The organism is Tessaracoccus defluvii, assembly GCF_014489575.1.
Lineage (GTDB): Bacteria > Actinomycetota > Actinomycetes > Propionibacteriales > Propionibacteriaceae > Arachnia > Arachnia defluvii.
Genome location: NZ_CP060789.1, coordinates 1039430 through 1052434 on the forward strand (window position 1 = coordinate 1039430; position 13005 = coordinate 1052434).

The 13005-nt window shown below is 71.9% G+C and carries 13 protein-coding genes and 3 pseudogenes; all 16 read left to right on the forward strand.

The genetic code is table 11. The annotated features are described in order from the left end of the window. Nucleotides 1-6: 6 nt before the first annotated feature. The 16 genes and pseudogenes from hisD (at nucleotide 7) to ruvB (ending at nucleotide 12998) form a co-directional block, all read left to right on the forward strand. The gene (gene hisD / locus H9L22_RS04885; protein ID WP_226966136.1) at nucleotides 7-1308 is read left to right on the forward strand and encodes a histidinol dehydrogenase; all 1302 of its coding nucleotides are present in this window, start codon (nucleotides 7-9) and stop codon (nucleotides 1306-1308) included. Further along, nucleotides 1305-2326 (forward strand): annotated as a pseudogene (locus H9L22_RS04890) (histidinol-phosphate transaminase); the annotation flags it as partial. The gene hisD and the pseudogene H9L22_RS04890, both read left to right, overlap by 4 nt. Before the next feature lie 64 nt (nucleotides 2327-2390). Then, nucleotides 2391-2999: an imidazoleglycerol-phosphate dehydratase HisB gene (gene hisB, locus H9L22_RS04895; protein WP_187721818.1), complete on the forward strand. Its 609-nt coding sequence runs from the start codon at nucleotides 2391-2393 to the stop codon at nucleotides 2997-2999. Next, nucleotides 2996-3610: an imidazole glycerol phosphate synthase subunit HisH gene (hisH, locus tag H9L22_RS04900; RefSeq protein WP_226966266.1), complete on the forward strand. Its 615-nt coding sequence runs from the start codon at nucleotides 2996-2998 to the stop codon at nucleotides 3608-3610. The genes hisB and hisH overlap by 4 nt, the downstream gene beginning before the upstream one ends. 26 nt (nucleotides 3611-3636) lie before the next feature. Continuing rightward, nucleotides 3637-4368, forward strand: coding sequence for a bifunctional 1-(5-phosphoribosyl)-5-((5-phosphoribosylamino)methylideneamino)imidazole-4-carboxamide isomerase/phosphoribosylanthranilate isomerase PriA (gene priA / locus H9L22_RS04905; RefSeq protein WP_187721819.1), 732 nt, complete (start codon nucleotides 3637-3639; stop codon nucleotides 4366-4368). Nucleotides 4369-4472: 104 nt separating this feature from the next. Next, nucleotides 4473-5372 (forward strand): annotated as a pseudogene (locus H9L22_RS18550) (SDR family oxidoreductase); the annotation flags it as partial. 683 nt (nucleotides 5373-6055) lie between these two features. Further along, the gene (locus H9L22_RS18555) at nucleotides 6056-6709 is read left to right on the forward strand and encodes an HAD family hydrolase (RefSeq protein ID WP_264292549.1); all 654 of its coding nucleotides are present in this window, start codon (nucleotides 6056-6058) and stop codon (nucleotides 6707-6709) included. A gap of 16 nt (nucleotides 6710-6725) precedes the next feature. Then, the gene (locus H9L22_RS18560; RefSeq protein ID WP_226966138.1) at nucleotides 6726-6950 is read left to right on the forward strand and encodes a hypothetical protein; all 225 of its coding nucleotides are present in this window, start codon (nucleotides 6726-6728) and stop codon (nucleotides 6948-6950) included. After that, complete coding sequence (locus tag H9L22_RS04915; RefSeq protein ID WP_264292601.1) at nucleotides 6947-8245, forward strand: lactate racemase domain-containing protein; 1299 nt, start codon at nucleotides 6947-6949, stop codon at nucleotides 8243-8245. Before H9L22_RS18560 ends, H9L22_RS04915 begins: the two co-directional genes overlap by 4 nt. Beyond that, nucleotides 8242-8766 (forward strand): hypothetical protein, encoded by a 525-nt coding sequence (locus tag H9L22_RS04920; protein WP_187721820.1) that lies wholly within the window; start codon nucleotides 8242-8244, stop codon nucleotides 8764-8766. The genes H9L22_RS04915 and H9L22_RS04920 overlap by 4 nt, the downstream gene beginning before the upstream one ends. A gap of 26 nt (nucleotides 8767-8792) precedes the next feature. Next, a complete protein-coding gene (locus H9L22_RS04925) occupies nucleotides 8793-9032 on the forward strand; it encodes a hypothetical protein (protein WP_187721821.1) in 240 nt (79 codons plus the stop codon). 24 nt (nucleotides 9033-9056) lie between these two features. Next, the gene (locus H9L22_RS04930) at nucleotides 9057-10010 is read left to right on the forward strand and encodes a GNAT family N-acetyltransferase (protein ID WP_226966268.1); all 954 of its coding nucleotides are present in this window, start codon (nucleotides 9057-9059) and stop codon (nucleotides 10008-10010) included. 41 nt (nucleotides 10011-10051) lie between these two features. Further along, nucleotides 10052-10825, forward strand: a complete 774-nt coding sequence (locus tag H9L22_RS04935) for a YebC/PmpR family DNA-binding transcriptional regulator (protein ID WP_187721823.1) — start codon at nucleotides 10052-10054, stop codon at nucleotides 10823-10825. Nucleotides 10826-10843: 18 nt separating this feature from the next. Beyond that, nucleotides 10844-11359: a crossover junction endodeoxyribonuclease RuvC gene (gene ruvC / locus H9L22_RS04940; protein ID WP_226966139.1), complete on the forward strand. Its 516-nt coding sequence runs from the start codon at nucleotides 10844-10846 to the stop codon at nucleotides 11357-11359. Beyond that, nucleotides 11356-11970: a Holliday junction branch migration protein RuvA gene (gene ruvA / locus H9L22_RS04945; RefSeq protein WP_187721825.1), complete on the forward strand. Its 615-nt coding sequence runs from the start codon at nucleotides 11356-11358 to the stop codon at nucleotides 11968-11970. Before ruvC ends, ruvA begins: the two co-directional genes overlap by 4 nt. After that, nucleotides 11971-12998 (forward strand): annotated as a pseudogene (gene ruvB / locus H9L22_RS04950) (Holliday junction branch migration DNA helicase RuvB). Nucleotides 12999-13005: the final 7 nt, after the last annotated feature.

Sequence of the window (13005 nt, forward strand, 5' to 3'; positions counted from 1 at the left end):
GGGCGCGTGCTCCGTACTCTCGATCTGACCGGCGTCGATGGCGCCTACCGCTCCCTGCTGCCCCGTGGTGAGTTCGACGTGGAGGCGGCCCTGGACCGGGTCCGCCCCATCGTCGACGACGTCGCCGCCAGGGGAGCCGAGGCCCTGACCGAGTACTCGCATCGCTTCGACGGGGTTGTGCCGCCCTCGCTCCGCGTGCCCGCGGACGTGCTCGCCCGGTGTGCCAGTGAGCTCGATCCGCAGCTCGCGCAGGCGTTCGCCGAGGCGATCAGGCGTCGCCGCGCCGTCGCCGAGTCGCTGGAACGAGACGCCGATCCCGCGCCGGCCCAAGTGGCCGACGGCGCCCGCGTCGGGCTGCGGAACGTGCCGGTGCGTCGTGTCGGCCTGTACGTCCCCGGGGGCCTCGCGCCGCTGGCGTCCAGCGTCATCATGAACGTCGTCCCCGCGCAGGTCGCGGGCGTCACCTCCATCGCGATCGCCTCCCCGCCGCAGAAGGACTTCGGTGGGCTGCCGCACCCCAGCATCCTGGCTCTGTGCCACCTGCTCGGCGTGGACGAGGTGTACGCCGTCGGCGGCGCCCAGGCGATCGCCATGTTCGCCCACGGCGTCGCGGATCTCTGCGAGCCGGTCGACCTCGTCACCGGTCCGGGCAACATCTACGTCGTCGCCGCCAAGCGCCTCGTCCGCGGGCTCGTGGGCATCGACGCTGAGGCGGGTCCCACCGAGATCGCGATCGTCGCCGACGCCACCGCCGACCCCCGGTACGTCGCGGCCGACCTGATCTCTCAGGCCGAGCACGACCCTCTCGCCGCCGCCGTGCTCATCACCGCGTCGGAGGACCTCGCTGCGCGCGTGCAGGAGGAGGTGGCCGCCCAGGTGGCCGCCACACGGCACGCCGAGCGCGTCACCACCGCCCTCGCGGGGGAGCAGTCCGCGATCGTGCTGGTCCGCGACCTCGACCAGGCCGTCGCAGTGGCCGACGCCTATGCCGCGGAGCACCTCGAGATCCAGACCGCCGACGCCGCCGCCGTGGCGGCCCGGATCAGCAACGCCGGCGCGATCTTCGTGGGCGACTACTCGCCCGTCTCGCTGGGCGACTACTCGGCGGGCTCCACGCACGTGCTCCCGACCGCCGGCTGCGCCTGCCACAGCTCCGGGCTGACCGTCCGGTCCTTCATGCGCACCGTCCACGTCATCGACTACTCGCGCGAGGCGCTGCTCGAGATCGCCGACGGCGTCGAACTGTTCGCGCTCGCCGAGAACCTCCCCGCCCACGCCAACGCCGTGACGGTGCGGAGGGACGCATGATCGAGCTGTCCGACCTCCCGCTGCGTGCCGACCTCGTCGGCCAGGAGCCCTACGGGGCGCCCCAGCTCGACGTCCCCGTCGTCCTGAACGTCAACGAGAACCCGTACCCGCCGTCGCCGGCGCTGCGCCACGAGATGGCCGCCGCCATCGTCGCGGCGGCCGGGGATTCAACCGCTACCCCGACAGGGAGGCGCTGGGGCTGCGCTCCGACCTCGCCGCCTACCTCGGCCACGGCCTGACCGCCGACAACGTGTGGGCCGCCAACGGCTCCAACGAGATCATGAGTCACCTGCTCACCGCGTTCGGCGGGCCGGGGCGCAGCGTCCTGACGTTCACGCCCACCTACTCGATGTACCCGGAGTACGCCCGCAACACGTGCACCACGTACGTCACGGCGCGCCGCCGCGACGACTACACGCTCGACGCCGGCCTGATCCTCGACGCCATCGCCCTGCACCGGCCCACCGTCGTGCTGATCACCACGCCGAACAACCCGACGGGCACGGCCGTCAGCCTCGACGTCATCGACGAGGTGTGCGCGGGCACCGACGCGATCGTGGTGGCCGACGAGGCCTACCAGGAGTTCTCGGCCCGCCCCAGCGCCGTCGAGCTGCTCGACCGGCACGACCGGCTCGTGGTATCGCGCACCATGTCGAAGGCGTTCGCCCTGGCAGGGGGGCGCGTCGGCTACCTTGCCGCGGCCCCGGCCATCGTCGACGCCTGCCGCATCGTCCGGCTGCCGTACCACCTCAGCGCCCAGACGCAGGCCATCGCCCGGGTCGCGTTGGCGCACTCCGACGAGCTCCTGGCCCAGGTCCGGTCGCTCGCCGCCGAGGCCCGCGCGTTCGAGGCCTGGGCCCGGTCCCGCGGCTACGCCGTCGTCGACTCGGAGGCCAACTTCACCCTGTTCGGTCGGTTCGCCGACCGGCACCGCGTCTGGCAGGATCTGCTGGATCGCGGGATCCTCATCCGCGAGACCGGCCCGGCCGGCTTCCTCCGCGCCTCCGCCGGGACCCCGAGGAGATGGCGCTGCTGAGCGCAGCGCTGGACGAGATCGCCCCGACCATCGAAGGAGACGTCAAGTGAGCCGCACCGCAACGATCGAACGGTCCACCAGCGAGAGCACCATCCGCGTGAGCCTCGACCTCGACGGCACCGGTGCCTCCTCCATCAGCACCGGGGTCGGGTTCTACGACCACATGCTCACCGCGCTGTCGAAGCACTCGCTGATCGACCTCACGGTCGAGGCGACCGGCGACCTCCACATCGACGGCCACCACACGGTCGAGGACACGATGATCTGCATCGGGCAGGCGCTGAAGCAGGCGCTGGGCGACAAGGCGGGCATCCGCCGCTACGGTCACGCCGTCGTCCCGCTGGACGAGGCGGTCGCCGAGGTGGTCGTCGACGTCGCGGGCCGACCGTACGTCACCTGCACCGGCGAACCGGAGGGCCAGCCCTACGCCCTCATCGGCGGTTCGGGCGTGCCCTACGCCGGCTCCATGACCTACCACGTCTTCGAGGCGCTGGCCCTCAACGCGGGGCTGTGCCTGCACCTGACGCTCCGCGCGGGGCGCGACCCGCACCACATCGTCGAGGCCGAGTTCAAGGCACTGGCCCGCGCGCTGCGCCAGGCCGTCGAGATCGACCCCCGCCAGCAGGGGATCCCGAGCACGAAGGGCGCGCTCTGAGCACCCGGATCGGGCTGCTCGACTACGGGTCGGGGAACCTGCACTCCGCGGCGCGGGCGCTCGCCGGGGCGGGCGCCGACGTGATCGTCTCGGCCGACCCGACGGAGCTGGGGCGCTGCGCCGGTCTCGTCGTGCCCGGTGTCGGGGCCTTCGCCGCCTGCATGGACGGCCTCACCGCCGTCGGAGGGGACGACCTCATCCGCGACTGGGTGGCGGGGCAGCGTCCGCTGCTCGGCATCTGCGTCGGACACCAGGTGCTGTTCTCCCGCGGCGCCGAGCACGGCATCGAGGTGGCAGGTGTCGGCCTGCTCGACGGCGCCGTCACGGGCCTGCGGGCCGAGCGGTTGCCGCACATGGGCTGGAACACCGTCTCCGCGCCGGAGGGCAGCCGCCTGTTCGCCGGCGTCCGCGACGAGCGGTTCTACTTCGTGCACAGCTACGCCGCCACGGCCGCCGTCCCCGGCGCCGTGACCACCTTCGCCGCCCACGAGGGAGTCCCCTTCGTCGCGGCCGTCGAGGCCGGTCCGGTCAGCTCGACACAGTTCCATCCGGAGAAGTCCGGTGCCGCCGGCGCCAGGCTCATCTCCAACTGGCTCGCGACCGTCGCGTGACAACGATTCGGATAGGGTGAATCCTCGTGGAGAAGTTGCAGTTGCTGCCCGCGGTCGACGTCCAGGGCGGCCAGGCCGTGCAGCTGGTGCAGGGCATCGCCGGCACCCAGAAGGAGTTCGGCGACCCGCTGGAGGCCGCGCTCAGATGGCAGCGCGGCGGGGCCGAATGGCTCCACCTGGTCGACCTTGACGCCGCCTTCGGGCGCGGCTCGAACGCCGACCTGCTGGCACGGATCGTCGCAGGCGTCGACATGCAGGTCGAGCTCTCCGGAGGCATCCGGGACGAGGAGTCGCTGCAGCGCGCGCTGGCCAGCGGCGCCCGCCGCGTCAACATCGGCACGGCCGCGCTCGAGCAGCCCGAGTGGTGCGATCACGTGGTGGCCGAGTACGGCGACAGGGTCGCGATCGGCCTGGACGTGCGCGGCGAGAACCTGGCGGCCCGGGGCTGGACCACCGAGGGCGGCCCCTGGACCGAAACGCTCGACCGCCTCGTCGCGGCCGGCTGCGAACGGTTCGTCGTCACCGACGTCAACGCCGACGGCATGCTGACCGGCCCCAACGTCGACCTCCTGCAGGCCGTCGCCGCCCGCAGCGGCCGCAAGGTCATCGCGTCGGGGGGCATCGCGACCCTCGACAACCTCCGGGACCTGCGCACCCTCGTCGATTCCGGGGTCGAGGGGGCCATCATCGGCACCGCCCTGTACGTCGGCCGGTTCACGATCGAGGAGGCCCTCGCGGTGGCCGGGGGAGAGGCCTGATGGTCCAGCCACCCGCCAGCACGTTCGGCACCGCCAGCGTCGTCCACACCCCGCCGCTGCTGGACGGGCGGATCTCCGACCTGCTCGCAGGCAAGAAGATCGTCATGACCGGCGTGACGGGCTTCATCGGCGAGCAGCTGCTGTGGAAGGTGCTGCGGGACTGCCCGGACACCACCACCGGCGTCATCGTCCGCCGCAAGGGCTCCGTCACCGCGCACCAGCGCGTGGTGTCGCTGCTGAAGAAGAAGATCTTCGCCGACATCGTGGCACAGGCGGGCGGCGTCGAGGAACTCATGGCCGCCCGGGTCCAGGTGATCGAGGGCGACCTGCCCGACGTTCCCGACCTGCCCGCCGACCTCGACGTGCTGCTCCACTGTGCCGGGGACGTGTCGTTCGACCCGCCCATCGACCAGGCGTTCATGACCAACGTCGTCGGCACCAAGGCGCTGCTCACGAAGCTGCGCGAAGCCGTCACCGACGACGACGGCAACCTCATCAAGGTGCCGCACTACCTGCACGTCTCCACTGCCTACACGGCGGGACGGCGCCGTGGCACCATCCCGGAGGCCGCGCACGTGCACGACGTCGACTACGACGCGGAGACGGCGGCCGCGCTGGCCATGAAGGAACACGTCGAGGCGCGTTCCCGCAGCTCCGAGCAGCTGACGAAGCTGCGCGAGGAGGCCGAGGCCCTGCACCGGCAGGCCGGCTACCTCACCACGTCGGCCGACACCGAGCGCCGTCGCCTCGAATGGGTCAAGGCCGAACTCGTGGCCGCCGGCACCGAGCGCGCCCGCTCGCTGGGCTGGACGGATGTCTACACCTTCGCCAAGGCCATGGCTGAGCGGGTCGTCGCCGACCTGGCCGGCGACTTCATGGTCTCGATCGTCCGCCCCGCCATCGTCGAGTCGTCGCTGCGGCAGCCGTACCCCGGCTGGATCGAAGGCTTCAAGATGGCCGACCCGATCATCCTCGCCTACGGCCGCGGCCAGCTGCCCGAGTTCCCCGCCTCCCCGGACGCGGTGATCGACATCATCCCGTGCGACATGGTCGTCAACGCCATCATCGCCGTCTGCGCGACCCGGCCGGAGCCCGGGAGCCCGGAGTTCTACCACTGCAGCTCCGGCGCCAGGAACCCGCTGACGTTCCGGGGCGTCTACGAGCACGTGCGCCAGTACTTCACCGACCATCCGTACACCTCGGGGCAGGGCTCGACCCCGCTGGCGACCTGGAACTTCCCCGGCGCGGAACCCATCGAGCGGTTCATGTGGCTCGCGGACAAGGGCGTCACCCTCGGCAACAAGGTGCTGTCCTACGCCCCCCGCGGCAGGAAGACCCGCAAGCTGGCCACGTCGCTCGACAAGTCCGCAAGCAGCTCGACTTCCTCGGCAAGTACCTCACCCTCTACGGCGAGTACCTCCAGTCCGAGCTCCACTTCGTCGACGACTGCACGCTGGCGCTGCACAACTCGTTGCATCCCGACGACGCCGACTCGTTCGGCTTCGACTCGGCGAGCTACGACTGGACGCACTACATGCAGGAGGTGCACATCCCGGCCATCACCGACCCGGTGCGCCGCCTCGAGGCCGCCCGCAAGCGACGCCAGGGCCGCTCCGAGACCTACCGGACGCTGCAGCCAACCACCCCCGGCACGGTGCTGGCCGCCTTCGACCTCGACGGCACCGTCATGGCCACCAACGTGGTCGAGACCTACCTGTGGGCCAGGATGCCGGAGCTCTCTCCGCTGCGCCGGGTCCGCGAGGTCGTCAGCGTCGCCGCCCAGCTGCCGATGTACCTGGGCGCGGAGCGGCGCGACCGCGGCGTCTTCCTCCGCTCGATCTACCGGCGCTACGCCGGCGCCGATCTCGCGGAGCTGGAACGCTACGTCGACGAGCGGCTCGCGCCCCTGATCCTCGACCGGATGTCGCCCGCCGCGATCCGGCGGATCCGGGAACACCGCGACGCCGGCCACACGACCATCCTGATGACGGGCGTCATCCGGCCGCTGACCCGCCCCTTCGAGGGCCTGTTCGACACCATCGTCGCCGCGGAGCTCGCGACCGATGCCGACGGACGCTGCACCGGGTTCCTGAGCGGCCCGCCCATGGTGGGGGAGTCACGCTCCGCGTGGCTGCGTCACTACGCGCAGCTCCACGACATGGACCTCGGCCGCTCGTTCGGGTACGCGGACAGCCACGTGGACCTGCCCATGCTCGAGGCCGTCGGCAACCCCGTCGCGGTCAGCCCCGACATCGGCCTCATGAGGGCCGCCAAGTCAAAGGGCTGGTCGATCGTCGAATGGCCCGAGATCTCTCCCGTGCCCCGCTGGAGGATGCCGTGAACGGAAAGGACCGCTGATGTCGCGCCCAGGATTCGTGCTGGAGGTCGACGACCGGACCCCGCAGCTGCTGACCATGTCGGGGGCGCAGCTGCGCCTCGACCGCCTCGGCGTCGGGACCCATGTCGTGTATGCGGCGGACGCCGAGGAGTCGAGCGATCCGGTGCCGCTGATCGACTCGGCCCTGTCGGCCCCCAGGGGACCGCGGCGCTGCTGGACCAGCTGCACCCGGACCTCAAGCTGACCCTCGTCGTCGTCGACACCGAACGGCCGCTCCCGCAGCCGCGGTTCGATCCCCGGCGCACGCTGGCCGAGCAGGTGCTCGCCCTGGCGGCCCGTGCCGGGGTCACCGACGTCGAGGTCGTCATCGCCAACGGGCTGCGGAAGCGCTGGAACAGCGATGACATCACCCGTGTCCTCGGCGACCGGGTCGCCACCAGCTTCCTGCCCGACGGCCTCATCACGAGCCATGACGTCACCGGCGCCGACCTGGTCACGGTCGGCGAGGTCGATGGGGTCCCGGTCCGGCTGAACCGCCGGGTCGCGCAGTCGGACCTCGCGGTCGTCATCGGTCTGCGGGCAGACAACAGCGACGGCTGCGCACTCTCGGCCGGGCTCACCGACGTGGCGACCATCAACCGCATCGGAGGAGCCGACGGCGATCCGCAGCTGGCGGTGGCCGTCGGACGCCTGGTCACCTCGGCCGTCAACACGTTCGCGCTCACGGCAGTGCTGGGCCAGCCGCTGTTCGACCGGACCCTGCGCTTCACCTCCAAACGGGAGTGGGAGTGGACGGCGCTCGACCGGCTCGCCTTCGCCGTGGAGCGGCAGGTGGTGGCAGGTCTGCCGCGTCGCGGCGCACAGATCGTCCGCGGCGCGCTGCGGGCCGACTACCCGGTCATCGACGTGCTGGGCGGCACCTACGAGACCGTGCTGACCGAAGCCCGAGACGTCTGGCAGGCCGCCAACGCCGTCGAGACCCCCGGCCCCGCGGACGTCCTCGTGACGTCGGTCTGGGGCGCCGGGGTCGACGAATCCGACCCGATCGGCTCCCCGCTGGATGCCGCCCACCACGCGCTCGTGCGGCAGGCGGGCAGCCACCTCGGCTCGCCCTTCGTCCGTGAGGACGGCGTGCTGATCGCCATGCACCCGCTGCGCAACCGGTTCTCGAACCGTCGGCAGTCGGCGGCGTCCGACTTCTTCGCGAAGGTACTCACCGCGACGCTCGACCCGCAGGAGATCGCGGCAGCCCACGAGGCGGCCGCCATCTCCGACGAGTGGTACCTCGACCTGTACCGCAAGCACCACGGCGCGCACCCGCTGCACGTGTTCCATCAGTGGTACGACATCGCCCGTGCGGCGGCGCAGCTCGGAGACGTGATCTGGGTCGGGGGAGACCGGCGCTCCGCGGCCGTGCTCGGCCACCGCTCCGCGACGACCTACGCCGACGCGCTGGAGATCGCCTCGGACCGTGTGGGCCCCCACCCGTCCATCACGGTGCTGCGCGGTGCCGGACTGGCTCTCGGCGACGTGCGATGAGCAGAAAGCTGCCCTCCTGGGCCCAGTCCCGCTCCGGACGCCAGCGCCCGTCGCTGACGTTGCCGGGCGACCTGGTGGTGCAGGCCGGAGCGGCGCTGAGGCGCCGCCGGCCACGCAACGCCCCCGCACCGGTGCCCGTCAGCCGTGAGGTGGGGCTGCGGGCCTACCTCGCCGGTCGGCACCTGACGCTGAGGCTGCTCAGCCTGCGTTTCGACATCGAGCTGGTCGGCGCGGACGCCCTGACCGGGCTGCGGCACCCCTTCGTCTTCGGCGCGAACGAGCAGGGAGTCCTCGACTACCAGATCCTGCGCCTCGCGCTGCCGTCCCGGCTCCGGCCGACGATGATCGCGCCCTCCCGGGCTCTGGCCGCCGCCGCAACGTCGTCGTCTTCACCGATGAGGCGGTCGGTACCCGGATGGTGGGGGAGTTCTCCGGGGTCGCAGCCGGGCTGGCCAGCCAGCACAACGTCGCCATCGTCCCCGTCGGGCTCGTCGGCACTTTCAAGCTCAAGGAACTGCTGAAGCTGCCGCTGCGGACCAGGCCGAAGGTGTCGATCCGCTTCGGCGCCCCGATCTACGTGCGGGGCCGCCAGCTCGACGAGGCCACACGCGAGCTGCAGCAGCGCGTCGAACAGCTGGTCCACGAGGGCGACCTGACGTGGTGGACGGTCGAGCGGCGCCGCATCGTCACGCCGGACGCCGGCCCCGTCGACCCCGTGCCGCGGTGGCGCAGGCTCTGGGACCAGTCGGCGCCCACGCCGCCGGCCCGCCGCCGCATCTGGCGCTAGCCGGGAGGCCCGATCGTGACCGACATGGACCTGTACATCGAGCCGCACCTGCGCTGGCGGCTGCTGCAGTCCGGCGACGCGGAGGCGCTCGCCGCACTGCGCACCCAGCTCGAGGCGCTCGACAACTCGGTGCTCACCGGGCTGGGCGCCGAGTTCACCGGCCAGGACACGCACGTCCCGGCCGCCCTGGCCGTCGGCGGCTGGGACCCCTACGACTCGCTGTCGGCGTACGGGCTGGCCTACCAGCCTGACGAGTCGGTGCTGAAGCTCCACCTGCTGGGAGGGGTCCATCCCGTGCACCGGCACATGTCCGTCGGATCGTCGCTGCTGCGCTGGCAGGTGGAACGCTCGATCGCGTGGCGCGACGAGGTGCACCCCGGGCAGGACCTGACGCTCTGCTGCCACGCGGAGACCGGCCGACCCGGGCTGGAGAGGGCCGCGCTGGCCATCGGCTTCACGCCGGAGCGCTACTACTACGACCTACACCGCGACCTCGGCAGCCCCATCCCAGAGCGCACTGTCGACGGCGTGCGCGTGGTCTCCTTCCCTCCGGAGCGCTCCGATGACGTCCGGCGGGTACACAACCGCTCGTTCGCGAACCTGGGCAGCGCCGAGGTGTCGCCCGAGCAGTGGGGGGCCCGGATCGAGGATCCCGCCTTCCGACCCGAGTGGTCGTCGATCGCGCTGGTGGGCGAGCGGGTCGTCGGCTACGCCCTGTGCGTCGAGGAGGGCGAGGCGGGACAGCGTGTCGGCTGGACGGAGCGCTTCGGCGTCGACCCGGACCACCGGAGGCGCGGCATCGCGCTGGCGCTGCTGAGCCGCAGCCTGCGGGCGATGAGGGCGGACGGTTGCGTCGAGGCGGGCATCGGCATCGACACCCCGGACGGCCTCGGGCTGGCGCGCATCGGCGAGGACCTCGGCTACACGACGCGCGACGCGGTCGCCCTCCTGACGAGGGTCGTTCCCGCGGACCGGTAAGCTTGCGCCGAGTTTGATTCGGCACGAGAAAGTGGGAGCTGATGTCCGGCCATTCCAAGTGGGCGACAACCAAGCACAAGAAGGCCATCATCGACGCCAAGCGCGGCAAGCTGTTTGCCAAGCTGGTGAAGAACGTCGAGGTGGCTGCACGCATCGGCGGCGGTGACCCCGGCGGGAACCCCACCCTCTACGACGCCATCCAGAAGGCCAAGAAGTCGTCGGTGCCCAACGACAACATCGACCGCGCCGTCAAGCGCGGTTCCGGTGCCGAGTCCGGTGGCGCCGACTACGAGACGATCATGTACGAGGCGTACGGCCCCGCCGGCGTCGCGGTGCTCATCGAGTGCCTGACCGACAACCGCAACCGCTCTGCCTCCGACGTGCGCGTCGCCGTCACCCGCAACGGCGGGACCATGGCCGACGTCGGCTCCGTCCAGCGGCTGTTCTCCCGCAAGGGCGTCGTGACGATCCCGAAGGCCCAGGAGTCCGGCGAGCTCTCCGAGGACAGCGTGCTCGAGGCCGCCCTCGACGCGGGTCTCGAGGAGGTCGTCGACGGCGGTGAGGCGTGGGAGGCGCTCTGCGATCCCAACGACACCGTCGAGGTGCGCAAGGCGATCGAGGCCGCCGGCCTCGACTACGACTCGTCCGAGGTGCAGTTCGTCGCCTCGTTCGATCAGGCGGTCGACAGCGTCGACGTGGCGCAGAAGATCTTCCGGATCATCGACGCGCTCGAGGACTCGGACGACGTGCAGAACGTGTTCACCAACGTCGACCTCACCCCCGAGGTCGAGGCCGCGCTCGAGGCAGAGGACTGAGCTGACGGGATGCGGGTCATGGGGATCGACCCCGGACTCACCCGTTGCGGGGTCGGGGTCGTGGAGGGGCGTGTCGGCAGGCCGCCGACGCTGATCGGCGTCGGCGTCGTCCGCACCCCCTCCGACCTCGACGTCGCACGCAGGCTGCTGGCCCTCGAGCAGGGCCTGGAGGTCTGGCTCGACGAGCATCGGCCCGAGGCCGTCGCCATCGAGCGGGTCTTCGCGCAGCACAACCTGGCCTCCGTCATGGACACGGCCCAGGCGGCCGGCGTCGCGGCCCTGACCGCGGCCCGACGCGGCCTGCCCGTGACCTTCCACACGCCCAGCGAGGTGAAGGCGGCGGTGACCGGGTCGGGCTCCGCGGACAAGGCCCAGGTGGCCGCCATGGTCACCCGCATCCTCAAGCTCGACGCCGCACCCAAGCCCGCCGACGCGGCCGACGCCGTCGCCATCGCGATCTGTCACGTCTGGCGGGGCAGCACCACCAACCGTTACGCCGCAGCCGTTGCGGCAGCCAAGGGGAAGAACCAGTGATCGCCACGCTCACCGGCACCGTGCTCACGGCCGGGGCCACCAGTTGCGTCGTCGACGTCTCCGGGGTCGGCTTTCTGCTGCAGGTGACGCCGGCGACCGCGGCCGGCCTGCGGGTGGGGGAGAAGGCGACCCTGCACACACATCTCGTGGTGCGGGAGGACTCGCTGACGCTCTTCGGCTTCGCCGACGAGGACGAGCGGTCCGCGTTCATCATCGCCCAGTCCGCCTCCGGCGTCGGGCCGAAGCTCGCACTCGCCGTCGTGTCCGTGCTGAGCCCGACCGACCTGCGGCTCGCGATCACCAGCGCCGACCTCGCGCGGCTCACCTCGGTGCCCGGGATCGGGGCCAAGGGGGCCCAGCGGCTGGTCCTCGAGCTGAAGGACAAGGTGGCCCTGCTCGGTGCAGGCACCCCCGCCCCGGCCGGGGGCCCGGCTGCGGGCGAGCCCGAGGTCTGGCGGGCGCAGGTCACCGAGGGTCTCCAGGGCCTCGGCTGGTCCCTGCGTGACGCGGAGGCCGCCGCCGACACGGTGGCCCCCCTCGTGGACGAGGACCCGACCATCGGGGTCGGGCAACTGCTGCGCGCCGCGCTCAACTCGCTCGCGAGGCGCTAGATGGAGCACTCAGAGATCGACCCGCACGCCACCGTCGAGGAGCGTGACTTCGAGGCCGCGCTGCGGCCGAAGACGCTCGCGGAGTTCGACGGGCAGCCGCGGGTCCGCGAGCAGCTCGGCCTCGTCCTCGACGCGGCACGGCACCGCGGCACGGCGCCGGACCATGTGCTGCTGTCCGGCCCCCCGGGCCTCGGCAAGACCACGCTCGCGATGATCATCGCCGCGGAGCTGGGGGCGGGGCTCAGGATCTCCTCCGGCCCGGCCATCCAGCACGCCGGCGACCTGGCCGCGATCCTTTCTGGGCTCGACGAGGGCGACGTCCTCTTCCTGGACGAGATCCACCGTCTCGCCCGTCCCGCGGAGGAGATGCTCTACCTCGCGATGGAGGACTTCCGTGTCGACGTCATCGTCGGCAAGGGGCCCGGAGCCACCGCCATCCCCATCGATCTGCCCCCCTTCACGCTCGTGGGAGCCACCACAAGGGCCGGCATGCTGCCCGGGCCGCTGCGCGACCGGTTCGGCTTCACCGCCCAGCTCGACTTCTACGAAGCCGACGATCTCGCAGGCATCGTCGGCGGCTCGGCCCGCAAGCTGGCCGTCGCCCTCGACGACGCGGCCCGCGTGGAGATCGCCCGCCGCTCCCGTGGCACCCCGCGCATCGCCAACCGGCTGCTCCGCCGCGTCCGCGACTTCGCCCAGGTCCGCGGCCACGCCGTCGCCGACCTCGGCGTCGCCCGCGGTGCCCTCGAGCTGTATGAGGTCGACGAGCGGGGCCTCGATCGGCTGGACCGGGCGGTCCTCGACGCGCTGACCCGTCTCTTCGACGGCGGCCCGGTGGGCCTGTCCACCCTCGCGCTCTCGGTCGGCGAGGAGATCGAGACGGTCTCCGAGGTGGCCGAGCCGTTCCTGATCCGTGAGGGTCTGCTCGTCCGCACCCCCGGGGCAGGGTGGCCACGCGCGCGGCCTACGCCCACCTCGGGCTGCGACCACCGGCCGCTGCCATCCAGTCCCTCTTCGGCGACGGCTGAAGCCCGT

What these genes read in the sequence shown, in the direction of transcription:
- H9L22_RS18555 (WP_264292549.1), top strand. Translation starts at nt 6,056, where the DNA reads ATGGCCACCAACGTGGTCGAGACCTACCTGTGGGCCAGGATGCCGGAG.
- H9L22_RS18560 (WP_226966138.1), top strand. Translation starts at nt 6,726, where the DNA reads ATGTCGCGCCCAGGATTCGTGCTGGAGGTCGACGACCGGACCCCGCAG.
- H9L22_RS04920 (WP_187721820.1), top strand. Translation starts at nt 8,242, where the DNA reads ATGAGCAGAAAGCTGCCCTCCTGGGCCCAGTCCCGCTCCGGACGCCAG.
- H9L22_RS04930 (WP_226966268.1), top strand. Translation starts at nt 9,057, where the DNA reads ATGGACCTGTACATCGAGCCGCACCTGCGCTGGCGGCTGCTGCAGTCC.
- H9L22_RS04935 (WP_187721823.1), top strand. Translation starts at nt 10,052, where the DNA reads ATGTCCGGCCATTCCAAGTGGGCGACAACCAAGCACAAGAAGGCCATC.
- ruvC (WP_226966139.1), top strand. Translation starts at nt 10,844, where the DNA reads ATGGGGATCGACCCCGGACTCACCCGTTGCGGGGTCGGGGTCGTGGAG.